Origin of the sequence: Ruminococcus sp. XPD3002, assembly GCA_900119535.1 — a bacterium.
GTDB classification, from domain to species: Bacteria; Bacillota; Clostridia; order Oscillospirales; family Ruminococcaceae; genus Ruminococcus; species Ruminococcus flavefaciens_H.
In genome coordinates this window covers 22356-48760 of record FPJT01000020.1, presented here as the reverse complement: position 1 = coordinate 48760, position 26405 = coordinate 22356, and the positions used below count along the sequence as shown (strand labels likewise).

Annotated in this window: 22 protein-coding genes; all 22 read right to left on the bottom strand. The window is 46.1% G+C overall.

Annotated elements, in window-relative coordinates; genetic code table 11:
• Positions 1 to 91 precede the first annotated feature (91 nt).
• Positions 92 to 2794 (bottom strand): glycoside hydrolase family 9 protein, encoded by a 2703-nt coding sequence (locus BT127_RS14425; RefSeq protein ID WP_075425677.1) that lies wholly within the window; start codon positions 2792 to 2794, stop codon positions 92 to 94.
• 347 nt (positions 2795 to 3141) lie between these two features.
• Positions 3142 to 4770 (bottom strand): hypothetical protein, encoded by a 1629-nt coding sequence (locus BT127_RS14420; RefSeq protein ID WP_075425676.1) that lies wholly within the window; start codon positions 4768 to 4770, stop codon positions 3142 to 3144.
• A 309-nt stretch (positions 4771 to 5079) separates the two neighbouring features.
• Complete coding sequence (locus BT127_RS14415; RefSeq protein WP_075425675.1) at positions 5080 to 6657, bottom strand: glycoside hydrolase family 3 protein; 1578 nt, start codon at positions 6655 to 6657, stop codon at positions 5080 to 5082.
• A 153-nt stretch (positions 6658 to 6810) separates the two neighbouring features.
• Entirely contained in the window at positions 6811 to 7095 is a 285-nt protein-coding gene (locus tag BT127_RS14410) for a hypothetical protein (RefSeq protein ID WP_075425674.1), read from the bottom strand.
• A 41-nt stretch (positions 7096 to 7136) separates the two neighbouring features.
• A complete protein-coding gene (locus tag BT127_RS14405; RefSeq protein ID WP_075425673.1) occupies positions 7137 to 8675 on the bottom strand; it encodes a DUF4340 domain-containing protein in 1539 nt (512 codons plus the stop codon).
• Positions 8672 to 10288: a GldG family protein gene (locus BT127_RS14400; RefSeq protein ID WP_075425672.1), complete on the bottom strand. Its 1617-nt coding sequence runs from the start codon at positions 10286 to 10288 to the stop codon at positions 8672 to 8674. Before BT127_RS14400 ends, BT127_RS14405 begins: the two co-directional genes overlap by 4 nt.
• Positions 10289 to 10311: 23 nt before the next feature.
• Positions 10312 to 11016 (bottom strand): ABC transporter permease subunit, encoded by a 705-nt coding sequence (locus BT127_RS14395; RefSeq protein ID WP_075425671.1) that lies wholly within the window; start codon positions 11014 to 11016, stop codon positions 10312 to 10314.
• Positions 11016 to 12185, bottom strand: coding sequence for an ABC transporter ATP-binding protein (locus BT127_RS14390; protein ID WP_075425670.1), 1170 nt, complete (start codon positions 12183 to 12185; stop codon positions 11016 to 11018). Before BT127_RS14390 ends, BT127_RS14395 begins: the two co-directional genes overlap by 1 nt.
• Before the next feature lie 138 nt (positions 12186 to 12323).
• On the bottom strand, positions 12324 to 13193 hold the full coding sequence (gene ribF / locus BT127_RS14385) for a riboflavin biosynthesis protein RibF (RefSeq protein WP_075425669.1): 870 nt from the start codon (positions 13191 to 13193) through the stop codon (positions 12324 to 12326).
• Positions 13194 to 13197: 4 nt separating this feature from the next.
• The gene (truB, locus tag BT127_RS14380; RefSeq protein ID WP_075425668.1) at positions 13198 to 14091 is read right to left on the bottom strand and encodes a tRNA pseudouridine(55) synthase TruB; all 894 of its coding nucleotides are present in this window, start codon (positions 14089 to 14091) and stop codon (positions 13198 to 13200) included.
• Complete coding sequence (locus tag BT127_RS14375; RefSeq protein ID WP_075425667.1) at positions 14088 to 15041, bottom strand: DHH family phosphoesterase; 954 nt, start codon at positions 15039 to 15041, stop codon at positions 14088 to 14090. Before BT127_RS14375 ends, truB begins: the two co-directional genes overlap by 4 nt.
• 38 nt (positions 15042 to 15079) lie before the next feature.
• Positions 15080 to 15418 carry a 30S ribosome-binding factor RbfA gene (rbfA, locus tag BT127_RS14370; protein WP_075425666.1) on the bottom strand — a complete coding sequence of 113 codons (339 nt, stop codon included), beginning with the start codon at positions 15416 to 15418 and terminating at the stop codon, positions 15080 to 15082.
• Between the two features lie 51 nt (positions 15419 to 15469).
• A complete protein-coding gene (locus tag BT127_RS14365; protein ID WP_318257277.1) occupies positions 15470 to 15880 on the bottom strand; it encodes a hypothetical protein in 411 nt (136 codons plus the stop codon).
• A gap of 31 nt (positions 15881 to 15911) precedes the next feature.
• A complete protein-coding gene (gene infB, locus BT127_RS14360) occupies positions 15912 to 18554 on the bottom strand; it encodes a translation initiation factor IF-2 (RefSeq protein ID WP_075425665.1) in 2643 nt (880 codons plus the stop codon).
• Between the two features lie 91 nt (positions 18555 to 18645).
• Complete coding sequence (locus tag BT127_RS14355) at positions 18646 to 18960, bottom strand: L7Ae/L30e/S12e/Gadd45 family ribosomal protein (RefSeq protein ID WP_075425664.1); 315 nt, start codon at positions 18958 to 18960, stop codon at positions 18646 to 18648.
• Positions 18929 to 19207, bottom strand: a complete 279-nt coding sequence (gene rnpM / locus BT127_RS14350) for an RNase P modulator RnpM (protein ID WP_075425702.1) — start codon at positions 19205 to 19207, stop codon at positions 18929 to 18931. Before rnpM ends, BT127_RS14355 begins: the two co-directional genes overlap by 32 nt.
• A 2-nt stretch (positions 19208 to 19209) precedes the next feature.
• Positions 19210 to 20418: a transcription termination factor NusA gene (gene nusA / locus BT127_RS14345; protein WP_075425663.1), complete on the bottom strand. Its 1209-nt coding sequence runs from the start codon at positions 20416 to 20418 to the stop codon at positions 19210 to 19212.
• Between the two features lie 43 nt (positions 20419 to 20461).
• Positions 20462 to 20938: a ribosome maturation factor RimP gene (rimP, locus tag BT127_RS14340; RefSeq protein WP_075425662.1), complete on the bottom strand. Its 477-nt coding sequence runs from the start codon at positions 20936 to 20938 to the stop codon at positions 20462 to 20464.
• A gap of 250 nt (positions 20939 to 21188) precedes the next feature.
• Positions 21189 to 21695, bottom strand: a complete 507-nt coding sequence (locus BT127_RS14335; RefSeq protein ID WP_075425661.1) for a hypothetical protein — start codon at positions 21693 to 21695, stop codon at positions 21189 to 21191.
• 111 nt (positions 21696 to 21806) lie between these two features.
• Complete coding sequence (locus tag BT127_RS14330) at positions 21807 to 22487, bottom strand: Ig-like domain-containing protein (protein ID WP_075425660.1); 681 nt, start codon at positions 22485 to 22487, stop codon at positions 21807 to 21809.
• 195 nt (positions 22488 to 22682) lie between these two features.
• Positions 22683 to 24788, bottom strand: a complete 2106-nt coding sequence (locus BT127_RS14325) for a hypothetical protein (RefSeq protein WP_075425659.1) — start codon at positions 24786 to 24788, stop codon at positions 22683 to 22685.
• Positions 24789 to 24872: 84 nt separating this feature from the next.
• The gene (locus BT127_RS14320; protein ID WP_075425658.1) at positions 24873 to 26255 is read right to left on the bottom strand and encodes an ABC transporter substrate-binding protein; all 1383 of its coding nucleotides are present in this window, start codon (positions 26253 to 26255) and stop codon (positions 24873 to 24875) included.
• Positions 26256 to 26405: the final 150 nt, after the last annotated feature.

The window sequence follows — 26405 nt, the reverse complement described above, 5'->3', positions numbered from 1 at the left end:
ATCAATATTATATCAGAATGTCACATCCAAGTCAAGGCGCACAAAAAGCCCTGCGGCGAACCGCAGGGCTTGGTGATCAGCAATTACTCAATTACTGTATAGGTGCTGCAACAGGAAGGTTATTCTTGTTGATTCTTCCTGCATCGATCTGCTGGATAACGAGAGCATCATTTGCTGTGATACCATCGCCGTTTCCGCAGCAATCAGCATTTGCTATAGCCTGATCGTTAAGGTCATACTTGCGAGAATTTGCAATATACTGGAGTATAGCAAGTGCGTCTGCAAGTGTTACGTTGCCGTCGAGGTTAGCATCACCGTAAACTGTAGCCTTTACCTGATTCTGCTGTGGCTGAGTTGCAGGCGGCTGTGTTACAGGTGGCTGAGTAACAACTGCCTTAGTTGTTGTAACTACAGGCTTTGTTGTAACAGGAGCCTGTGTTGCAGCAGGTGTATTTGAAGATGAGCCGTCCATGTGGAGAACTACCTTCTCGATTGTAACATCGTCACCGTGCGGCCAGAATACCATTGCCTTAACTGTTGAACCAACATCCGAAGGGATTTTGTAGTCTACAGAAACTGTCTTGTCAGAGTTAACCTTTACTCCCTTGAAGTCTTCCTGTACCCACTCGCCGTTCCATGTACCGAATGCACCTGAAACCTCTGTGTCGTTTGAATTTACCTTGAGGTAAAGTGTTGCAGACTTAGCGCCCTGTGGCTTGAACTCTGCATAGTTATTGATTTCATTGTCCTCGCCCTTTTCTGTCTTGACTGTCATGTCAGAAGGAGTAAGAACCTTATCATTTCCATTGCTTGAAGGAGTTGGTGTTACAGCCTTTGTTGTTGTAGGTGTAACAGAAGGTGTAGGAGCATTTGTTCTTGCAGGTGTTACAGTTGAAGAACCGCTCTTGTGGAGAACGACCTTCTCGATAGTAACATCATCACCATGTGGCCAGAATACCATTGCCTTGACTGTTGAACCAACATCTGAAGGAATTGTGTAGTCTACAGAAACTGTCTTGTCAGAGTTAACCTTTACTCCCTTGAAGTCTTCCTGTACCCACTCGCCGTTCCATGTACCGAACGCACCTGAAACCTCTGTGTCGTTTGAATTAACCTTGAGGTAAAGTGTTGCAGACTTAGCGCCCTGTGGCTTGAATTCTGCATAGTTATTGATTCCACCGTCATCGCCCTTTTCTGTCTTGACTGTCATGTCAGAAGGAGTAAGAACGATATCACCATCATTTGTTGAAGGTGTAGGAGTTACAGCCTTTGTTGTTGTAGGTGTAACAGATGGTGTAGGAGCGGTTGTCTGTACAGGCTGCTGAGGAGCATTTGTTGCAGGCTGAGGTGTAGGTGTTGAAGATGCGCTTCCGCTGTAGATCTTTGTTACACCGGGGATAGAAGACTCTGTAGAACCTGTCTTCTTGAAGTGGTAAAGACCTGCTGCTGCGCCTACGAGACCAGCGTTATAGTCGATAGCAACCTCGTTGCAGACATAGTCAGCCATATTATCGTGGTATGAACCTGCTGCGTCGCAAGGACCGCCGACAAGAGCACCGATGAGTGGCTTTGCGTCAGGACCGTAAGCAGCGAATGGACTCATGTGGTCTCCGCCTGCATCCCAGCCGTTCATATTGAACTGGTCATAGCTTGTGTAGCCTGAAGCTGCTCTGTGGTGAGCATTCTTAGCGCTGTTGCTTGCGAAACCTGTTACGAAACATGTATTTGCAGGGTTGCTGCCGAGGATATAATTCATCTGGCCCTGTGCCCAGTCAGTATAGTTTCCGCCGCCTTCCTTAGTAGCAACGAGTGCTGTGAACTGCATTGAGCAGTTAAGTCTTGCACTGCCCCACTTATCAAGGAAGAGATAGTTGCTGCCTGTGCACTTGCTGCTGAGATATCCGTTTGCAGCAGACCAGTCTTTGTTAACGATACCGTTCATTACAGCTGCACCGAGGTTTGCATCGTTCCAGCCGTATGCCCACCAAACGCCGATATCAGCAACGCCTGATGAAAGTGCGTTCTTGTAGCTTGAATCGCCTGTTGCAAGTGCGAGAGCACCTGCTGCCATTGTCTGCTCATCCTTGCACTTTGATGATGCATAGAATGTATCAGGACCAACTGTTGCACACTGATTGTACTGTGTTGAGAAATTGTAAAGAGCCTTTGCATACTTAAGGTCATCAGCATTACCGAAGTTCTTGTAGTTGATAGCAAGAGCTGCTGCATAGTTTGCAGCGATATCACTTGCGCCGTTGCTTGTCCAGTACATCTTACGGCCTGATCCCTGTGTCTCCGGAGGTCCCCAGTAGCCGTGGTCAGCGTTACCCTCACCCTTCTGGTAGAGGAAATTGCTTACGCTGTCGCCGCTGAGCTTTGTGGAATTACGGAAGAATGTACAGAAATGATCGAGGATAACCTTGATGTGATCTGCCTGACCTGTTGCTTCATAAGCGTCCTTGAACTCATAGTAGCTGAGTCCGAGTGCTGCTGCGGTGTAACCCTGTGGAAGACCGAACATAACGTGGTCGCCGGCATCGTGGAAACCGCCGGGAACTTCATCATCCATATGGCAGTTGCTTCTCCAGCTGAGTCCGCCCTTAGAATTATCACCACACATATTTGCGTCATAAAAATACAGTGAATACTGTAAGAGCTTGGCATAATTATCGCTGTCTGCTGCACCTGCTGAGAGAGAGGGGGCTGATACAGTAGAAAGTGAACTTGCCACAGAAACTGCTGCGATCATACCGCTGAGGATAGCGGACTTGATCTTCTTAAGATTTGTATGCATGTTTTCACACTTCTTTCTTCAATAAAATGATATTTTGCCTATAATACGTCTGCCATTTCTATTATACATGTTTTTCCACAGCAATAGGTTACGCAATGGTTACTAAAAGGTTACAATAAGATTAATTTTAACTCTTATTTCATATTTTCTCCAATATATCCAAATATCAGTGGTCTCTTTGTACACATATCACAAAGTGATCGCTTAAACGATAATTTAAGCGATTATATTTATTTTATCCTATTCACAAAATATATGTTTAAAATTATTTTTCTCAAAAAGAGAACCGCCGCACCCGAAAGTGCGGCAGTAAAGAAAAGGTGTATAATTTAATCTGGAAAGCATTATTAAAGCTGACTGCTCTTTACGGGAAGTGCTGAGATGCTAAGCACCTTAGCATCTATCTTCTGTATCGCAAGAGCGTCCTGAGGAGTTACTCCCTCTCCGCGGTCAACTATGTCCGCATTAAGGAGCATCTGTCCGGTAAGTCCGTACTTGTTCTCGTTTGCAAGATGCTGGAGTATTGCCAGTGAATCCGCAAGAGTAATATCGTTATCGTTGTTCACATCGCCCATCATTTTGGAAACTGTATCAGCAGGATTTGTTTCGCCAACAGTTCCGCTGAATGCCGTTGTATCAACGCAGGCATCTGTAGGATGAGTTCTTCTATATTCCTCTTCTGCCTCCTCTGCAGCATGAGAGGTCACAATGATCCACATTTCCCATTTTATACCATTTTTATCGATAAAATAAATAAATTCGCAACCCGGTTCAAGCGCTTTTATTTTATAAACGCCCTTTTTGTCTGTAGGCTCAATTGACGCAACAGGTACCGGATTTTTTTTCATTTTTAAAATATTTGTATATGCTACTGATTCTACTGATACTATATCATCAATATCACGATGATACATTTCGCCCTTTTCATCGTGATCAATAAAATAATCAGCAAGATCATATATTAATGTTTTTTCATCATCTGTTCCATCTGAATACAAATGGGGTAAACCAAAATTACCTGAAAGACTCGCCTGGCTGACATCAATATTAACGTATCTTTTTTTGTCAGCGCCAATCCACATAATTGTATGACCTTCTGCCTTTGCAGTTAGTTCAAACTTTCCTCCGCCCAGACTCTTGACGTCTATATATCTGGATGTATCCGATTCCGCAGTTGCCCCATCGAACTTATTGATCGTATCTTCAAATGTGAACGTAAGATCAACAGACGGATCCTTCACTTCAAAAGGCAATGTCTGGCCAACACAATATGACCATACATCAGGTAAGCCGACTTCTTCACGATAATCATATGGATAATAATACTCTTCTGCAGGATCACCCTGAGCTGACTGCTCATCCCCGTCCTTAGCACCAATGGCAGTTGTCGGCTGTACAGTCGGATAAGGCCTGTCTAAATCCTCAAGATATGCCTCATATTCAGCCTTTTCCATAGCATCAACATGTAAAAATGTGTTGTAGGGATAAAGCTCATTTCCGTCATATCCATTTTCTTCTCCCCAGCCTATAAGGCAGTCTGTCATACCCTTTTTAAGTACAGTTACGACTGCAACGGAGCTGTCCTTTTCAACAGTGAATTCAATGAAATTACCCTTCCACTTTCTTTTTCCGTTATCAAGCTTTTCAGCTTTTACTTCCCTGACTTCGCCGTCCTCAACGAATGTCATATTATCAGGAAACATTACACCCGGTGCACTATTTGTTTCCAATTCAATAGTTGAACCTACAAGTGCAGTATCCGATACACTGTAATAGCTCTTGAACAGATCACTGTTATACACTGATGCCGGAAGTGTAGTTGTAGTAACTGTAGACTGTGTAATAACAGGAAGTTCGGATGGTTCGTCTGCCTTTACGGTAATATTTGCATATAACGCTGTTGGAAGTGCAACTGCCATTGTTACAGCTCCAACAAATGCTGCTGCAGCTTTTTTGATCTCAGATCTGCTTAACATAATAATTCTCCTTTCGTATCTGTAAAAATGTCGTAGCCAATTCCTTTCCGTGGCGGGGACTGTTCCCCCTATGTCTTAATTATACAAACCCCACAGAACACAAATGTTAACCTTTTGTGAACATTCGGCGTTTTTGCCTGTATTTCGGCGCTTGCGCCAAATCAAAATATCAAAAATCGTAAAAAATACCAGTGAGAAAAATCGACACCATTTTCGTATAGCCAAAAAAGCGGTTATTATTTTTATATTTCTTGTTGATAAAAAGGGTGAGAAAAAAGGCGGAGTTTTACGTCCGCCTTTTACCATTATTCAGAATAATCCGAGCTCATACTTCTGTCTGAGTATCCTGTATACGCTCTCGTTGATACGTTCCTCGGATATCTCTCCGCTCCTTACTGCATTGCATATCGCATTTGCAGCTTCTTCTATGTCAGCAGGCATGAGTATAACGTCCATTCCTGCTTTTACCGACATTACTGCCGCAGTTCCCGATCCGTATACGTTAGCTATGGTATTCATCATCTGTGAATCCGTAACCGCAATGCCGTCGAAGCCGAGTTCACCTCTGAGCATTTCCGTTACCGCCGTATAGGAAAGGTCCGCAGGAAGATCATCTCCGAAGCCCGAGGTTATCTGATGTCCAACCATTACGAAATCAGCACCCGCATCTATCGCCGCACCGAATGGCACGAACTCGCTCTCCCTGAGCTGATCGATGGTCCTGTCTATTACAACGAATGAATCGGTGTGAGTATTTCCGCTTTCCGCACCGAGTCCAGGGAAGTGCTTCAGAGTTGCACATACACCTGCATCCTGAAGTCCCTCTGTAACACGGCTTACCATATTTGCGACAACTTCGGGATCGCTGCTGAAAATACGGCTTCCAAGCTCGTTGCCGGGATTTATGTTAACATCCGCTACAGGTGCGAAATCAACATTGAAGCCGAGACTGCTGAGGTCATTTCCAAGAGTCTGACCTATATAATAAGCCGTATCGCCGTCGTTGTCCTTACCGTATACAGCCATATTGCTGAAAGCGGTGGTACCGAGCTTCTTTGCGCATCTTGCAACAAGTCCGCCCTCTTCATCGACTGCGATGAACATGCCAACGCCGCAATCCGACTTTGCATATTCCTGAGTCCGGCTTATCATGTTCCTTGTCTGGGACTGCGAAGTAAGGTTCTGAGCAAAGTAGATAATACCGCCTACGGGATATTTTTTCAGTGCCGCAGACAGTTCGCTTCTTGCCTCTGTTGAGCACCTGCTGCCGCCAAGCTGTTCGGGAGTTACTATGAACATCTGGTATACCTTCTGTTCAAGGCTGAGGAAATCAAGCATCTCGTCAGGATCGGCATCCTTCGGAAATGCGATAGTTGTAGCCGTAGGTTTTACGGGAGTTGTCCTGTATGTAGTCTGTGCAGTATTTCTGTTTGATGCAGCGTTTGTTCTGTAAACATACTCTGTCTGATCGTAGTCGGAGTTATCGTTACTGTTACTGCTGTTGCCGGTGTTTCCGCTGCTGCCGCTGTAATGATACCCTGTATCGTCATAGTCCGTGTTATCATCAGAGGAAGTATCTGCCGTAGCTGTTTTATTGTGTCCTCCGGAAATATCCGCTGTTGCTGTGGGAGCTTCTGTACGGGCTTCCGTTGCAGCTTCTGTTGCGGAAGTTTTTTTCTTTTTCTTCTCTTTTTTACTGCTTGATGCAACAGTTTTATCCTCTTCCGAAGGCTTAGTTTTCACGGGTTCTGTCTCCTCTGAAGCTGCCTCGGTTGCTTCTGCCGAAACAGCCGAACTGTTATCGTATTCCGGCACCTGAGATGTCTGTCCGCAGCCCGTAAGCAGCATGCCGCACATAAGTAGTGCCGATATTTTACGTAGATCCATTATGTCATTTTCCTTTCAAACATTTCCTGTGAAGGTATTATAACACATTCTGCGGAATATTTCAAGATATGTGTCGAAAACAGTAAAGTAATGGCACTAATTATATCTATGACATAAAAACAGGGATGCATTATCATGCATCCCTGTAAAAGATCATTTTTCTGCAAGTGCCTTTCTGAGCCATACATCAGCGAAGTCAAGCGCTTCATACAGTCCGCATTCACGCTCTGCTGTCTTGACGAAGGACTTGAAAAGATCCGCCTCATTGTTATCAACAAGGGTTATTCTTACGTTTGTTGTGAACTTTTCACCGTCTTCTTCCTTGGCATCAAGTATTCTTATCCATATCTTATATGGATCGGACATATATCCGTAATATATCTCATCTCCGCATCTTACAAGCGGAAACCCCTTATATGTGCTGAATTTTTCACTCATATTCCTGATCCTCCTTAGTATGGTTTAGGTGTGGTAAATGATCATCTCCATGTAGTTACATAGTCCTCGCCTGTCTCGATCCTTTTAGCGTTGTCTATCATGGTCTCGACATATGACTTTGTAACGAAATATCTGCTCTGACCGTCAACAACAACGAGTGCGGTCATATTGGAATAATCATAGAATTCAAGTTTTTTCGTCTTATTGCTGTAGGACTCGGTGTATTCCAGAACAGCCATAGGTTCTGCATCGGGTTTATCCACATTGACAGCAAACTCCTCGGCATTCGCGCTTATAAGGAAGCTGTAGAACAATCTGTATCTCTCGCTGTCGAATTCTTTTCCGTTGAGTGTGGTGATATAGTTTTCAGAAGTACGTGTATCAACTTCCTCATTCGGCTCCTTAGCCTTGATGATGAACTTGTCATCAACTCCGTCGCACTTTATGCTGAGCTCGCTGATATTCCATACGTATTCGCCTATGAATATCTTTGAAGCGATGTCTATCGGCATTACGCTTACCCACTTTGCATCATCCGCATTGACGATATAGATTATCTTACCGTCCTTCATCATTGCATAGCAGCTTTTTCCGTCGCCGTCAGTGAATGGTTCGCTGAGGTAAAGAACGTAGTCTCCGCCGTCATCGGTCTTCATTTCAACGGTACAGAAAGGATCTTTGAGTCCTGCCTCTGCGATATCCGATTCCTTGCATCTGAGGCTGTAAATGCCGCTTGCATAGAGTCCGAACATACCGTTTGTTATTTCTGTGGAACGCTCAACTGCGAGATTTGCTTCAACAGGTTCAAGCATCAGCTGTGTTGATATCGTACCGCTCTGATAATCGGGATCATCCGTCTTTTCATTATGTGCGATATAGATATCATAGTCAAGATCCTCACGCTGTATCCTGAGACTTGATATTCCCGGATATTCGTCCTGTGAAGGCTCTGCAAGGATAGTCTTGTCAGCAAAATCGAAGAGTGTCTTGCTGTAATTTGCTAATCTTGAACTTGTTACGGTATATACCGTATTGCTGCCTTCAACAGCTACGTAGTTCTCTGCGCCCTTTGGAGTTTCATTTCCTATAAGGAGCTTGCTTTCATAACCTGTTTCAAATTTAACATCAACTGTTATTGCAGGAGGATCGAGTCCGAATTTGGACATATCCGTGCAGTTTTCCTCGATCACATCATTGGATGTAAGACCGTTCGCGTTGTTTGCAAGAGTGCCTATAACAGCGTAATCCATAGGAACATTCTCGTAACCGCTGAACACATATCTCGGAGCAGTGGAATCGGGGATAGTACCGGAATGTACAACGTGAAGAGTCTCGGTAGCATTAACTACGTCGACCGATTCAACAACGCCCATTTCTTCCGAACCTGTCTCGGGATTTGTAGCTGTTACATTTACATCCTTGATGAGGACAACTTCTTTTTTTGTGGCTTCAGTACTCGTTTCCGAGCTGTTCACAATATTTTCACCCGTCGGCTCACTCAGTCTCAGAGCGGCATATCCGCCGCCCAGCGCCGCAAGCAGTGCGGTAAGACCGAGAATGCCTTTAACTGCTTTTTTCATTTATTTCTTCTCCTTAACAGTACGATAGTTCCTGCAAGCGCAACAATAAGCGGTATAACTGCAATAACTATCCATCTTATTACCTTGCCCTCTGTACCTGTTACAGCGATATTGGACTGCTGGAGTGCTTTTTCAGCTATCACAACGCCGTTCTCCTTGCCTGTCATATTGTTGACCATGCTGATAAGAACATTTGCATTGTTATATGTGTTTGAATAAGTGAGAAGTGCATTGTCTGCGAAGAATGTGCTTCCGAGAACAAGCAGATTACTTGTGTTTACATCAAGTCCGTCAGCCTTGCTTCTTGATGAAAGAAGTGCAGCATTGAATGAACCTGTTTCGCCCTTTTCACCTGTTGAAAGGTCTGTAAGGTAGCTTGTAGGAGAAGACTTAAGGACCTCTTTAACAACTCTCTCGTTATTCTTGCTTATAACGGTAAGTGCCTTTGTGTAAGGTGCAGCTATAGGAAGTGTCTCATTTGCAAGGGTTCCTACGCTTTCAGCGTCTGAAACAGACATAACAGGGGATGCATCATTCATTCCGAGTGTCTCTAAAGGAGCGGATATCATATTATCATCAAGGATGATAGAAGGCTCTACCTTTATGCTCCAGTCAGCAAGGAATTCGTCTATATTAGGAAGATTTGTTGCTGTAAGGCTCGGGATGTAGAGAAGGTTCTTCTGATAGTTTCCTTCGTTGTAGAGGAAATCGCTGAGCTTTGTGATGATATCAGCAGAGAAATCCACATTCGGCATCTGAACTACAAGCAGATCATAGTCAGCGGGACTGATCTCATCAGTAGCTATATCTACATCAACGCAGTCGTATCCGTTCTTTGAAAGGAACGATTCGAGAGATGTGGAAAGCGGTTCAAGTCTTGTCTCATAAAGAGCGTTGCCGTTCATAGTCTTTACAATTGCAACCTTCATCGGGTTAGTGTCTGTTACGGACATGATAGCAGAAGTAATAACGCTCTCACCTGCAAAATTCATGCTTGTAGGCACCTGTCCGCCGCCTGTCTGAGGGGAACGGATCATGTTGACTACTTCGTCGCTTGCTATGACTTTTACACGCTCGTTGCAGTAAACAACTATGCTTCCTTCCTTTATCTCACCGTTGTAGTACTTGCTATAGCGGCTTATGATATCAGGATCGCGGTTCATATCAACATACTTGATGTCGATGCCGCCCTTACTGCTTTCAGCATAGAGCTTATACTTATCAAGTATCTCAGGTATCATTTCGTAAGGCATCTCAAGATTTACGCCGTACTGCTGATACATCTGCTCGAAATATGCGCTCATGCTTGCAAAAGTATCACGGGTATTCGTAACAGTTATCTCTACATTTTTATCGAGATTCTGAAGTACCTCTATGGACTCATCGGAAAGCTCGTATCTCTTATCGGGAGTAAGATCGACTTTAAGAGGATAGCGCTTGCTGAGAAGTCCTGCCATAAGGTTTATAACGATAACGATAGCGATAACGAGTATAAGCACGATAACAGACATCGAGCCGAATTTCAGCTTCTTGAAGTTGTGCTTCTTTTTCTCGGGAGCTTCTGCGGCAGTTTCAGCAGCAGGATTCAGCCCGTTTTTTTCTTTATTGCTCATCTGAACTATACCTTCCTTTCACATTAACCCCAGCGTCTCTTATCCAGAACTCTTACAGTCAGGAAGTTGAAGAGGAATGCTGTGCTGAGGAAGAATAATACGCTTGACAGGCTGAATACGCCTCGTGTGAACTCGATAAACTTTGTATAGAACGAAAGCGAGAGCATAGCCTTGCTGATATATTCATTCGATACAGTCTGTGCGATGTTATCGATAAGGTAAAGCATGAAGAGTGCCAGCATACTTGCGATAGCCGCAGCCATCTGGTTCTCTGTAAGTGAGGAAATGAAAAGTCCCACCGCAATGAAAGCTGCTCCGAGGAAGAGCATTGCGAAATAGTTGCCGAGAAGAGTTGTCCATACAACGCTTCCGAGGTAGCTGAGTATTATCGCATAGACGAACACTATGCTCTCAGCAATGATGAAAAGTGTAAGAGCTGCAAAATACTTTCCCAGGACTATCGACCATAATCCAACGGGAGCTGTAAGCAGTCCCTGATCGGTGCGGTTTTTCTTCTCCTCGCTGAGGAGCTTCATGGTGAGTATCGGTATCAGGAACAGTACGATCATAAACATCGAGCCGAACATAGGCGATGTATCTGATGTTCCTGAAGTTATTACACCGTTATAGAAGAATATTCCCGAAAGAAGGAAAAATACGGTCAGAAATACGTATGCTACTCCTGATATAAAGAAGGCATGCATCTCTCTTCTGTAAATAGCGCCCATTAAAGCTCGCCTCCTTTATTATCTTTTTCCGATCCTTTCTTGGATCCTGATTTTTTCTTGTTTTTATTATTTGTTTCGCTTTTTGAAGCGGAAGTCTCTGTTTTCGTATCAGATTCCGCAGCTTTCTGCTCTTTTGCTTCGCCTGTGGAAGCGATAAGTTCGCCGTCCTTGACGGAAAGCTCTATCTTCGGAGCTGATTCAGGCTTTTTCTGATCAACTCCGTCGCCCATAGTTATCTTAAGGAAGATATCCTCAAGGGTGAGGTTCGAGAGCTGGAGCATAAGGATATTCCATCCCTTCTGACGGCAGATGTCGTTGATAGCACGGCGTACATCTGTCTTTTCGTCAGCCTCTACGTCGTAATCGTATATGCCTCTTTCTCTCTCCATGTCTGCACGGACGTACTTTATACCGCCGATGGACTTTATAGCGTCCACTATCTCCTGCTTATCGGCAGCAGTATGAGTAGAGCCCTCTATACGGAGAGTCATCTTGTGCTCGTTTGTAATATTTCTTGCGATCTCGTCCGCAGTTCCGTCCGCTGCAACTACGCCCTTGTTGATAATGATGATCCTGTCACAGACAGCCTGTATCTCGGGGAGTATGTGAGAAGAAAGAATAACTGTGTGGCTCTTGCCGAGCTTCTTGATAAGAGTTCTTATCTCGATTATCTGGTTCGGATCGAGTCCGACAGTAGGCTCATCGAGAATGAGTACGGGCGGATTGTTGATAAGTGCCTGTGCGAGACCTACTCTCTGTCTGTAACCTTTTGAAAGGTTGCGTATGATACGTCCCCTTACAGCAGTTATCTTGCAAAGGTCACATACGTCCTTAAGGTGAGCTTTTCTCGGGAGCTTGCACTTTTTCAGATCGTACATGAAGCTGAGATAAGCATCTACAGTCATATCCATGTAAAGCGGAGGTATCTCAGGGAGATAACCTATGTTGGATTTTGCCTTTATCGGATCCTCGAGTATATCCGTACCGTTTATGAGTATCTGACCCGAGGTAGATGAGATATAGCCTGTAAGCATATTCATCGTAGTTGATTTTCCTGCTCCGTTAGGTCCGAGGAAGCCGAGTATCTCGCCCTTTTCGACCTTGAAGCTGATATCGTTTACGGCTTGTTTGTCGCCGTATCTTTTAGTAAGGTTCCTGACCTCTATCATTTGCTCTCCTCCTGATATCAATATAGGAACATCCTTCAGCCCGTGCGGCAACACAGCGCATCAGGATAAAACGCCAATAATAATGGTACTTCTTTAATGTGATAATGCAGTGAAAGTACTGCGAATATTATTTGATTTTCACGGCATATTTTCTGCCGCAGCAATGTCCCTGATTATCTGCTGTTTAAGTTCTTCGACCGAACCGAACCGCCTTTCGGGACGTATATAGCCGGTAAGCTCCGACTGTATATCCCTGCCGTAGAGATCGCCCGAAAAACCGAGTATGTGAGTTTCGGCAAGGGGCGAACGTTCACCTGCTATGGTCGGCTTTACACCTATGTTGGTGACTGTGCGGTAAACTATGCCGTCTATGCAAGTCCTTCCGGAGTATACACCGTAAGCAGGTACCAGCTGACCGCTTCCGAAGTTCTGATTTATTGTAGGGAAGTCTATAGTCCTGCCGATGTGGTTGCCGTCGGCAACAGTTCCCGATATGATATAGCTTCTTCCAAGCAGTTCATTTGCCTTTTCGATGCTGCCCTCACTGAGCAGACGCCTTATGCTGCTTGATGATATCACATCGCCGTTCTGCTTTACGGCTTCCACTACCTGCACCTTGAATCCGTATCTTTCACCGAATTCTCGCAGTTCATCCACTCCGCAGGAAGCATCCTTTCCGAAGCGGAAATCACTTCCGCAGCAGACAAAAGCGGCATTCATGCGTTCGCAGAGTATCCTTTCAGCGAATTCCTCACCGGACATTCCTCTGACGAGTGTGAACGTCAGAAGTTCTGTCTGCTTTATACCGCATTCGCCTATAAGTCTCAGCTTTGTCTTAGTGCCGTAGATGTAGCCGCCGCTTTTATAGCTTGCGGTCTCGGGCACAAATGTGAAAGCCGAAGCTGTAAGTCCGTTTTTGCTCTGCTCGTATGCAGCCGAAAGAACGGCACGGTGTCCCAGATGAACTCCGTCAAAGAGTCCCAGAGCAACAGCCTTTTTGTTATCCATACTGTCACCCCATATTCTTACCGACACGGAGAACACCGTTTTCGCGGTCGGCTGATGCAGTACCGATAAACTGTCTGTCCCAGCCGTACACAGCATATTCATCCGTATCGGGCTTTACGTCATGTATCCTTGAAAGGTCCAGCTTAACTCCGTTGCGGTACATCCTTGTCTGTGCTTCGTTAAGGCGCAGTCTGTTCATGGAAGCGAATACTCTTTCTATAGGAAGTATCAGTTCTTCCAGACGCCCCTCATCCTTGGCAAGCTGTATCTCCTCCAATGTGTGACACTCATCAAGAGTGAATCCGCAGGAAGAAGTTCTTACCAGTGAAGTCATTATACCGCCGCAGCCGAGTTTTTCACCGATATCGTTGATAACAGTGCGAATGTAAGTACCCTTTCCGCAGGCTATATCAAGGATTCCGCAGCGTGAAGCAGTATCATACTCAACAAGGCTGATGCTGCTTACCTCTATCTCACGGGGCTGACGCTCTACCTCTATTCCCTTTCTTGCAAGGTCATAAAGGCGCTGACCGTTTACCTGTACTGCCGAGTACATAGGAGGCAGCTGCATTATCTTACCCGTAAAGAGCGGAAGCACATCCGAAAGCTCTTCACCGCTGACAGCCATATCCGACTTTTCGCTGACTTCGCCCCAGACGTCCTGAGTATCGGAAACAGCGCCAAGCCTGAAACCTGCACGATAGCTCTTTGTATCGTCAGGCATTATGTCACATGCTTTCGTGGCATTTCCGACGAACACAGGGAGAACTCCCGTAGCCATAGGATCGAGAGTTCCGCCGTGACCGAGGCGCTTCATCTGAAGTATGCCCCTCAGCTTTGCCACTACGTCAAAGGATGTGAAATCCTGCGGTTTGTTCACACAGAGTATGCCGTTCATGAGCCGATAGCCTTTCTTACTGCTTCGGTAATTGTATCCTTTATGTCGCTTACGCTGCCTTCAACCGTGCAGCCTGCGGCTTTGGCGTGACCGCCTCCGCCGAGAGTCTGACATATCTCGGATACGTTTACTTCGTCAGCCGAGCGGAACGAGCACTTGAACACGCCGTCCTCACGCTCACGCATAAGAACGCCAACTTCGGTATTCTCCAGCTGTATAGTCAGCGGTGCGAAGCCTTCAAGCTCCTCCATAGCGACTCCGAGCTGCTTCATCATATCCTGAGTTACAGCAAGCAGCACCAGCTTTCCGCCGAGGCGCTCCTCCATAAGCTCAGTCACCTTAGCTTCGAGCTTCATGCGTCCCATAGACTTGACATCGAACATATACCTGTTTATCCTTGCGAAGTTTATATCATAGCTTCGCTTCATCTCTGCTGCTATCTCGTGAGCACGGGGAGTAGTGCAATCGTACTTGAAACAGCCCGAATCGGTAGCTATGCCTGTATAAAGGCATGTAGCGCAGTGCTTTGTTATCCTTACGCCCATATACTGTGCAAGATCATAAATGATCTCGCAGGCAGCAGTGGCGTTTCCGCGGAGAAGTGTTTTCTCCGCATAGTTCTTGTTGGAGATATGGTGGTCGATGCAGAGCTGCACCTTTCCGCCGTATATCGCCTCGTATCTTCCCATAAGTTTTTCATCGGCTATATCGACTGCGATAATGGTCTCAGGCTCGAAATCCTCACCTGCGCCGCACGAAGTCATGAAATCATAGCGCTTCGGGAAGGGATCGCTGCAAACTACCCTGCTTCTAATGCCGAGTTCTGCGAGAATGTCCTTAAGACCGAAGCCTGCGCCGATACAGTCACCGTCAGGCGACTGATGTGTGATTATGACAGCGTCTCTGCAATTGCGGAGAAAGCTTTCTGCCTCGCTGAATCCAATAAACATATCACACCTCTTTCATATCTATCCGACCTGTTTTCCGATCAAAGCAGGTCATTGAGTTTCTTGCTTATCTCTGCGCTTCGTTCAATGGAATTATCCGCAATGAAGCTGAGTTCGGGAGACTTTCTCATCTCAAGGCGGTGAAAAAGCTCTCTGCGGATAAATCCCGAAGCATTTTTGAGTCCCTTGACCGATTCCTTTGTGCGCTCCATACCTTCAAGGCTCGATACGTAAACTTTGCAGTTTGACATATCTCCCGAAAGGTCTGCTCTTACGATAGTGAGCATCTTGTCGATCCTCGGATCCTTGAGCTCACGCAGGATAGCGGTAAGTTCTCTTTTAATATCTTCTGCCATACGGCTGTTCTTGAAATTCGGCATTATATTCCTTTCTGTCCGTTTCGGACAAATGCGAACGGGGCGGCAGGGGTATCAGTCTACCTCTACCTTGAATCCCTCGTCTTTTTCTTCAGTCTCTTCCTCATTGGTGCCGTATGCCACTTTTTCATTCGATCCGAAGAAGCCCTCTCCGAACACCTCAGCAGGGAAATTCTCCTTTATCTTTATGGTGCTGTAGTCGGGAAGATCGTCGTCGCCCTCGCCGTAGTAGATATCAGCATAGTTGCAGTATTCGGGTTCCAGCTCGGTATCACGTACAGGTCTTTCCAGTCCCATAAGATCATCGGGTTCGTAATCGGGTTCTTCTATCGGGCTGCACTGACCAAGGAGTATCTTTTTTACGGACTCAAAGAACAATATATCAATAGGTCCGAAATCTTCCCACGCCAGTGCTTCGTCACAGTATTGCAGCATATCAGCATTGCTCATTCTGCTGTTGTCCATAATACATTCCTCCTGTCAGATAAGTTTATTATCAGTCCTCGCGGTACTCCTCGACTGTGTAAGCCTCGAAGATATCGCCTTCCTTAACGTCGCTGAACTTCTCGAGGCTGATTCCGCACTCAAAGCTCTCTGCAACTTCCTTTGCATCGTCCTTGAAACGCTTCAGACCTGCGATCTTATCGTCAGCGATTATGATACCGTCACGTACTATACGCACCTGACAGCCTCGTGTTACCTTACCGCTGAGTACGTAGCTTCCTGCTACCATACCAACGTTGGATATCTTGTATACCTGTCTTACTTCTGCGCGTCCGAGTTCAACATCGCGGAACTTAGGAGCGAGCATACCCTTCATAGCAGTTGATATCTCTTCGATAGCATCATAGATGATACGGTAGAGACGGATATCAACACCGTCACGGGCAGCATTCTCTGCGGCAACAGGATCGGGACGAACGTTGAAGCCTACTATGATAGCGTTGGAAGCGCTTGCAAGCATAACGTCGCTTTCCTTTACGGCACCGACTGCACCGTGGATGACTCTTACTCTTACTTCATTGTTGGAGAGCTTTTCGAGAGACTGCTTTACAGCCTCAACAGAACCCTGAACGTCAGCCTTTACGATGATAGGAAGTTCTTTGATCTCGCCCTCTGCGATCTGGCTGAACAGGTTATCAAGAGTTACCTTGCGGTAAGCGTTGAACTGCTCCTGCTTCTGCTCATGCTTTCTCTGGTCAACGAGTTCACGAGCAAGACGCTCATCCTCAACAGCGTTGAAAGTATCACCTGCGCTCGGAACTTCTGCAAGACCTGTTATCTCAACAGGTACGGAAGGACCTGCGGACTTTACTGTTCTGCCCTTGTCGTTTGTCATTACACGAACTCTTCCCACAGCAGTACCTGCGATGATTATATCACCCTGCTTAAGTGTACCGTTCTGTACGAGAAGTGTAGCGATAGGACCTCTGCCCTTGTCAAGACGAGCTTCGATAACAGTACCCTTTGCAAGACGGTCCGGGTTAGCCTTAAGCTCCTGTACCTCAGCAACGAGAAGAACGTTTTCAAGGAGTTCTTCGATGCCTTCGCCTGTCTTTGCGGATACGGGAACACAGATAACGTCTCCGCCCCAGTCCTCGCAAACGAGGTCGTACTTTGTGAGTTCTTCCTTGATGCGGTCGGGGTTAGCGCCTTCCTTATCCATCTTGTTGATAGCAACGATTATCTGAACGCCTGCGGACTTCGCATGGTTGATAGACTCTACTGTCTGCGGCATGATACCGTCATCAGCGGCAACAACGAGTATAGCGATATCAGTGATATTCGCACCTCTTGCACGCATGGAAGTGAAAGCTTCGTGTCCGGGAGTATCAAGGAAAGTGATATCCTGTCCGTTGACGTTTACCTGATAAGCACCGATATGCTGTGTGATACCGCCTGCTTCTCCTGCGGCAACGTGAGCGTTTCTGATACGGTCGAGGATAGAAGTCTTACCGTGGTCAACGTGTCCCATAACAACAACTACAGGGCAGCGTGGCTCGAGGTTTGTATCGTCATCGTCTGTATCGTCGATAAGACGCTCCTCGATAGTAACGATAACTTCCTTCTCTACCTTTGCACCGAGTTCCTCAGCAACAAGTGAAGCTGTATCGAAGTCGATCTCCTGATTGATAGAAGCCATAACACCGAGTCCCATGAGCTTCTTGATAACGTCTGTAGCTGTAGCCTTAAGACGTGTAGCAAGCTCACCGACTGTTATGCTGTCGGGGATCATTACCTTGAGCTGCTGCTTTCTTGCGCGCTCGAGTTCGAGTCTCTTGAGCTTCTCAGCCTCGCTCTCCTTCTTAGAGAACTGCTGACGGTTTCTCTGAGCAGACTTCTGGTTGATCTTCTGCTTCTTTGATGAGTAGTTATCGTTCTTGTGCTTATTTGCAGGAGCTATCTGCTCATAGCGCTCGTTATACTTATCAAGGTCAACGTAGCTTCCGCGGGTATCAACAGTTCTTCTCTGACCGGAGGTCTGAGCTGTTTCGGAACTGAATGAAGCATTGAACTTTGTACGTTCGCCGCGGTCCTGAGCCTTCGCCTGCTCCTTCTTCTTGTTTTTCTTGTCCTGCTTATGGTTCTCAGCAGGCTTTGTCTCCTGTGCTTCAGCCTTGGGAGCTTCCTGCTTTGCAGGTTCTGCCTTAGGCTCGGCCTTAGCTTCAGTCTTCGGCTCTTCCTTCTTCTCGGGCTCAGCCTTTGCCTCGGGCTTAGGAGCTTCTTTCTTTTCGGGTTCAGCCTTTACCTCAGGCTTCTTTTCGGGAGCTTCGCTCTTTTCCACGGGCTTTTCCTCCTTCTTCGGAGCAGCCTCCTTCTTAGGCTCTGCAGCTTTTTCCTTTGCAGGTGCAGGCTTCTTCTTTTCGGCAGGCTTTTTCTCCTTTTTCGGTTCAGCCTTCGGAGTTTCTTCCTTCGCAGGCTCTGGACGCGGATCGTCCTTTGATGCGAAGTATTCATCCAGCGACTTTACCTCATGTTCTTTTGTATAGTGCTCGAGCACCAGATTCATTTCTTCCTCCGTAAGGCTTGTAGCTGCCTTTTTCTTGGTGTCACCCTTCTCGGCGAAGAAATCAATAAGCTTCTGTGACGGGATATTGAGATCCTTTGCTGCATCGCTTAATTTTATTTTTTTTGCCATAGGTTTGTAGTACCTCCATTCACAATGCCGTTTCTGTCACGGCAGGACTATTCAATTTGTATGCCGCCGCATGGCAGCGAAGATGTATATTTTATTCTGAAACTATAACGGCGAATCTGTCCGCAAAGCCCTTGTCGCAGACTGCGATAACGGCAGTCTCTTTACGGCAGAGTTTTGCGATATCAGCCTTTGCAAGTCCCGTCCTTATAACAGGTACGCTGTACTTGCCGCAGATGAAATCTGCTTCTTTGGCTGTTTTTGCCGATGCATCCGAAGCAAGCAGAACGCAGAACGCATTTCCGTTTTTAACTGCATCCGCAGCGCTGTCGAAACCCTTTACTGCCTTTCCTGCTTTGAAGCATATGGAAAGCAGGTCAGCTGTTTTCTGTTTCGGATCTGAGTTCATCTGCCATCACCTCATAAACGCTTTCTTCTATCTTGCATGAGAACGTCTTTTCAAAACGTCTTGACTTGCGCGCCTTTTCGTAGCACTCTGTACTGCGGCAGATATAAGCGCCTCTGCCGTTTTTCTTGCCTACAAAATCGAGACTTATCTCGCCCTCGGGAGACTTCACAACACGGAGAAGTTCCTTTTTGGGTTTCATCTCGCTGCATCCGAGGCACATTCTCATGGGTATTTTTTTAGGCTTCATATTCATTCTTCTGCAGGAGCCTCTGTCTCCTCAGCAGGAGTCTCCTCAGCGGGAGCTGCTGCCTCAGCAGTTTCCTCAACAGGAGCAGTTTCTGTCTCCTCCTCAGCTATGGGAGCAGCAGTCTCGGGAGCCTTGAAATCAGGACTCAGCTCGGGAGCTTCCTCGTTTGTAACTGTATCGAACTGCGGCTTGATGTCGATCTTGTAGCCTGTGAGCTTAGCAGCAAGCTTTGCGTTCTGTCCCTTGTTGCCGATAGCAAGTGAGAGCTGATTGTTTGGAACCACGACTGTACATGTCTTTTCCTCTTCGGAAGTGATAACAGTCTTGAGAACTTCTGCGGGAGCGAGTGCTCTTGCCACGAATTCCTCGGGCTTTTCGCTCCACGGGATAATGTCTATCTTCTCGCCGTTCAGTTCATTCACAACAGCTGTGATACGTGAACGCTTTGCACCGATACATGCACCTACTGCATCAACATCGGGATCGTTGCTCCATACAGCTATCTTTGTACGAGAGCCTGCCTCACGGGAGATCGACTTCACTTCAACCGTGCCGTCGTAAATCTCGGGTACCTCTATCTCAAAGAGACGCTTTACAAGGTCCTTGTGAGTACGTGAGATCTTAACGATAGGCTTCTTTGTCTTGCCGATGATACCTGTGATATAGACCTTTACAGACTTGCCTTCTGTGAGGTTCTCGCCGGGGATCTGCTCGTTTCTGAAAAGGTAAAGCTCTGTGCCGTCATACTCAACGGTAACAGTACCTCTTCCGGGATCTACCTGAGATACCTTTGCAACGATGCAGTCATGCTCCTTCGACTCGAACTTTGCAAGCATCTGCTCACGGTTGATCTCTCTGAGGTCGCCCTTTATGGACTGCTTTGCAGAGAGTGCAGCCATTCTGCCCAGCTTTGAGATGTCGATCTCCTTGAGCATCTTTCCGCCGACGTAAGCATTCGGATCCTTGGTCTTTGCAACGTCGATATTGATCTCGTTATCATCGAAAGGCTGGTCGTCGATGATATCCTGCTCGATATACATAGCGAACTTCTTTGTTGCAGGGTCTATCTCGACTCTGAGTCTTTCCTCGCTGTGGGGATAGGCTCTTTTAGCTGCCTTGAGCATTGCAGACTTGACTTTCTCTATAAGGAGACCTGTCTCAACGCTGTTTTCCTCTCCGAGCATTTCAAGCGCTTCGAAAAAGTTATCCATTGTTTTTTCCTCCAGTAATAATTATTCTATATTGATATTTTTATCATTCAAAATCGAACCAGAGCTTCACGAACGCAATATCCGCAAGCTTGTATACCTTTTCTTCATCCTCATCATCAATCACCGTAACGGTCTCTTTGTCCGCACATTTCAGCACGGCAGATATCTCTTTTTCGCCGTCTGTTTCCCTGATAAAGCGGATCCTTACCCTGTCGCCCTGACAAACCTCAAAGTGTTCTTCCTTAAGAAGTTCTCTTTCAAGACCTGCCGAACCGACCTCCAGCACATACTGCTGCTGTATGGGATCGGCCTCGTCGAGTATCCTGTTGACGGGCTCTGTGACCTTTTCGCAGTCATCGATGGATATTCCCTCGTCCTGATCTATGAATATGCGAAGGTACCACATAGCGCCTTCCTTTTCATAGCATACATCCCAGAGGAAGTATCCCAGCTCGTCGGTAACAGGCTTAACGAGGTCATAGACCTTCTGTTCTGTCCCTCCGAATTTCTTCAGCTTCATTAAGACTCTCCTTTCCTTGTCTGATACTGAATAGCCTTTGGGGAGCAAATTCCCCATTACAAACGAAAGACCGGAAGCTTCCGGTCTTTAGTCTAACTATCATCATGTTATATTATATCACGCTTATATCCGAAAAGTCAAGTGTTTTCGGGAATTTTTTCAAAAAATCTTCTTTATTATAAAGGGAATGTCCGAATGGTGATCTGACCATTCTGATCATAACACCTTTCAGCAATAAGAAATGCCAGATTTACTCACTGTATTTTCTTGCCAGATCAATCAATTTTATGGCAACACTTGTCATATTTGCTTCTGTATTAATTTCTGAACCATTATCATATTTTAAAACCGATCGAAAGCAAACTGCATCTACAATATTTTTCTGATAGTCCGCATCATATTCAGCAATAAATTTATTGTAATCTGCATCCATTATTGTTTTATATTCCTGTTCTGTTATTTCAAATTCGCCATCTAAAGGCAATCCAAAATCATGTGACAAAGGCTGACAGTTAGAGCCTGAATATGAAAGAAAATATTTGCCGTTTTCAGAATAAACTCTCCATTCAATATTCCTGCCATCTTCTCCTCCTGTCTCATGTATAAAAACTTCTCTGACGACTTCATCCGTATGCGAAACAGACATGGATAACTCATCATCTTCATCTTTTTTATTCTGATCGCATCCATTAATAAGAATTGCAAAAATTACTGCAAGCATCAGAATTGTTATATTTTTCCACTTAAAGCATTTCATGATCAAATCTCCTAAAAACAGAAAAGCCACAGTACTTCCGACTGTCTGTACGGAATACCATGGCTTATAGTTTCTGTATCAACACTGCTGCATTGCAGCGATAAACAATTGTCAGTTTCTGAGGTCGTTTGATACGAGGACGTTATTCTCGTAAGCAAGTGAGCTGTCAGTGCTTCCGCTGAATCTCTGTCCCTCAGCAGCCTCATCAGTAGCGCTCTCTGTAGACTTAGGGAGTGCTGTAACACCGTTATCTGCGACAGAGACCTTTATCTCTATCTCGATATCAGGCTGATTGCTGAAGCTGAGTATAATGTAGCATGAACCCGGTGCAACAGCAGTTACATAGCCCTGCTTATCGACAGTTGCGATAGAAGTATCGCTGGACTTCCACTGCTCGTTGGCTTCGGTAGAACCCTCGGGGTATGCACGGATAATCGAAACGTCTGTATCACCAACATCAAGGAACATCTCGCGCTTTGAAAGCTGTACCTTTGAAGCCGCAGGATTTGCGGTAGTAGGTTCTGCTTCAACGGCTGTAGTTTCTGTAGGAGGCATAGTGAATGTCACATCGTCCTGCTGTACTGTGATAGTTGTAACTACAGCAGTCTGATTATTTTTGTTGTCCTTTTTATTTTTTCCGCTGTTTTCGCTCTTGTGGCAGCCTTTTGAAGCAAGCACCACGATAAGAAGTATGATAAACGAGATAACAGCAAGCGCCGAGAACTGGCGGCGTCTCAGTACCTTTCGCGAGACTCTTTTCCGCGGTCTCTGCGGATTATAGTTGTTCTCCATTTTAAGCCATCCTTTTGTTCATATATTTATTTATTTTTTGAGGAAAAATTTCCTATTAACCATTATATCACAACACCTTTAAAAAGTCACGTACTTTTTTAAAATTTTACCCCTTTAACATATAATAAGGTACTTTTTTGTTGCTTTTTGCCAAATCAGTCCTTTGATTTTTGGCGGTTCACATAAAGAAAACTGTCAATGCCATAGCTCCATGTGTCTGCGGAGCAATTCTGTAAACTGAGGGTAATCGGCTTTTCCGAAGGCGTAATTGTATATCTGCATACCGCTTATGAGCACCGCCCAGAGTCCCGACAGCATCATGAACCTTCCGAGCCTTACACGCTGAAGTTCACTTCCTTTTCTGCCGAAGACCTCGAACAGTATAAGGATTCCGCCTATAGTTATCTCCCACGAAAAATCCGTTGTGTATCGTAGTGCATATCCGCTCTCCCACGATGAAAAGATTATCGCAAGAGGTGCTGCAACGCAGAACACGAACAGCAGTGCATACTCAGCAAAAGCTTTTGATTTTCTGCAGTATCTAAGCAGCCGTCCGCCGAACAGATATCCGAACACAGGAAGCGCAAGGAAAAGAATTCCCGAGGTATTACCGTCATCCTTGTAGTAATAGCCGTTGACTCCGAGCTGTGAAAAGGGAGTTGTTATGTAAGGATAGTCGGGGATGAACGCAGGAGGTGCAAACAGGAAGTTATACAGTCCGATAAGAACGAAATGGATGTGGAACTGAGAATGAGTGAAGTCATTTATCGTCAGGGAGTACTTTATACCGAAATCGAATACGGAACCGAATCTGACATAGTTGTACCACATCTGGAAAACTCCGAGGATAACAATGGGCAGGAACAGACATGCCGCAGTTATGAGCTTTGAGTTCTTTTTCGCCTTATTATCGGACGTGAGACTTCTTGCGTAAAACATAGCTCCTGCAATTGCATAGACTGCCATTGTCGGTCTGCTGAGTACTGAAAGTCCCAGCATAAGTGATGAAAGAAAGCTGAGCAGATACTTTACCGACTTTTTCTCCGCTCTGCACGAAACAGTAAAGCAGCATGCCGCAGCAGTAAGGCAGAAGAATGCGGATGAAACTGCCGTTTCATAGAACATGGGACGGGATACACAGAACCACGCTCCGCAGGTCATAAGAAGTATCACAAGTCCCGATATATAGGCTCCGAAGGATATCATCCCGTAACGTTTTCTTACTGTTGAACAGTACAGGAAAGCAAGCGCAGCCATGCCAAGCGAAGAAAACAGCAATACCGCTATATCCGTAGGGAAGAAATGTCCCGTTATCAGATGATAAGGCAGGAAAAGTATCAGCGGAGCGACTCCGTAATAAGAGTAGTAACGTCCGTTGTAGAGCAGATGATCCCACCTGTAAGGTATCTCATCGTAGTGACGTTTTCCCCAGTCATAGGGATCCTCCATAGCAAGGAGTTCGGGTTCGGGTTCGGCATCCAGCCAGACGTGTCCCTTTTCAAAGGCAGTTACCAGTTCTTCCGTTATCTGATCGCCGTTTTCAAGCGAGAACCTTCCAGCAAGTCCGCCCTCGGGCATTTTTGCAGCCGTTATCAGCGCCATGCAACAGACCGCCGCAGCTGTAACTGCCACAGCCGACCACCTGCACAGCTTCGGTACTTCCTCAGCTTTTCTCGAAGCGGTAAAGGACCTGAACGCCGCATAGACAAACGCCGCAATAAGAGTTATAGCAAGCGTCCTGAGCGGCAGGATATCAAAGGGTATGGGTGTATTCAGCTCTATGCTCTCTACCGTAAAACTGTCCTCTTCGTTCCCACCCTGAAATCTGAAACGTGCCGAACCTGCATTGCCCGAAAGCAATACCATAGAGTCTGCGGACCTCGGACAGTCCCTAACTATTTCCGTGCTGACTATGCTCATCCTGTAGTAATAGCCTGTATCATCGGTCATATCGGCATTCATCACTACTGTTTTGAGTTCGCCGCTGTCAAATCGGATATTTGCCCTGACAGTTCCCACAGGGATGTTTATATCCCTGTATGTCAGCGAAGCTTCCTTGCCACCGCTTACCGTAAACTCCTCAGAAACCGTTTCCGCCGCATCACGGGGATAAAGAGTCTGACGGGGATAACTGCCAAAGGCAAGGCGATATGAAGGGAACTGGAAAACGGTCAGTTCAAGAATAACAGCAACAGCAAAAACTGCGCCTGCAAATTTCAGTGTGCCGAGTCTTTTCCGTCGGCAGACCGAAGCTGTTATCAGCAGTACTGCCGCCGAAAGCAGAAGATATATCAGTATCATTAACGGACCTCCTGAAGCGGAATGTTCCGCTCACGTATTTTTCGTCCTGTTTATGCACACAGGGCGCAGGTACTTAACGTCATTCTATTTGTTGTATTCCTTAAGAGCTGAATCGATATCTCCCTTGACAGCGTCCCTGAGTTTTTCCCAGTTCTCAGCCTTGTCGGGATAATCAAGAAGTGCGGATTCAAGCTTATTCATGACACCCATCGTATCATAGGAACGGCTCTCAGCAGTGAACATCTTTCCGCTCATTCCGAATCCGAGGTCGCACACAGGCATCACATCGGAAAGATAGGACTGTATAGCATCATACTGCTCCTCAGTCAGCTTTGAACGGACACTGCCCTTAAGCGCCTCCTCCTTTGCCTTTGCAGTGTACTCAGGCTGTGTTGCCGCCATTCTCTCGCACTTTATGAAAGCAGCAACAGCTTCGGGATGTTCCGAACCCTTTACAAGCATCCTTGCGCCTATATTGCAGGGCAGTGCGTAGTCTTCTGCAAGGGGAGACTTCGGGAAAGGTACTGCCATAAGGTCCGCATCGGGAGTTACAAGGTTCGATTCGCCCAGTGCCCAGTCAGCCGCTGCAAAAAACAGTATGGTATTGTCCTTTGCGTAATGTCCTAACCAGTCACGATAATAGAGTCCGCTGTCACGTATTTCCTGCATGAGCTTTTCAGCCTTCTCTATCTCGGGAGAGGCAAGGTTGCTGACCAGCTTGCCGTTATCGCTGCTTATGACCGTCTTGCCCGAGGAATTGAGCACCGACTGTCCGAACCAGCCGTTTATTCCGTAACGTGTAACGCCTTCGGGAGCTTTTTCCTTGAACTTCTTCATCATTCCCATGAAGGCGTCCCAGTCCCACTTGTTCTCTGCGTAAAGCTTCGCAGGATCGTCGAGTCCCTCAGACTGAATGAGCTTTCGGCTGTATATCAGAAGCTGCGGAGATGAAAGGCTGTATGGGATAACGTAATGCTCTCCGTTGTATGCAAGGGAATCGGTAAGCTCCGACATTCCCTCCCACATTTCGGAATCCATGTCAAGCACATCGTAGTACTCGTCAAGAGGGGCAAATAGTTCCTTTGCAGTTCCATACGGTATAGCCTGCTGATCGTAGGGGAACATATCAACAGTTTTTCCCGAGAGCAGCATTTTTGAAAGTGTCTCGTACTTTTCGCCTGCCTCACAGCGCTCGAACTTCACCGAAGCTCCGTAGACGTCCTCAAACAGGGAAAGCGCTACGGAACGGTCCTGTCCCTTTACGGCAGGATTTATATCATAATCAGCAAGCCATGTTATGGTCTGACCGCTGATATCAGTCTCTTTGACCTCTTCCGTAGGTTCTTCTGTTGCCGACTCCGCGGAAGTTACCGATTCGGATGACGAACCGCCCGAAGAACATGATACCGCAGATGCCAGAAATAATACAGCAGCCATTGCAGAGAGAGACTTTTTTAAAAGATCCATATAGTATACTCCTTTCGCCGCCGAACCTCACGGCGGACTTATGTCAGAACTATTATACTATATCATACAAGCAATTGTCAAGGCTGATAAAACTCTAAAATCCGCGTAAAAAAGGCAAATGCAAGAGATTAGCCTACTGCCGTCAAAAAG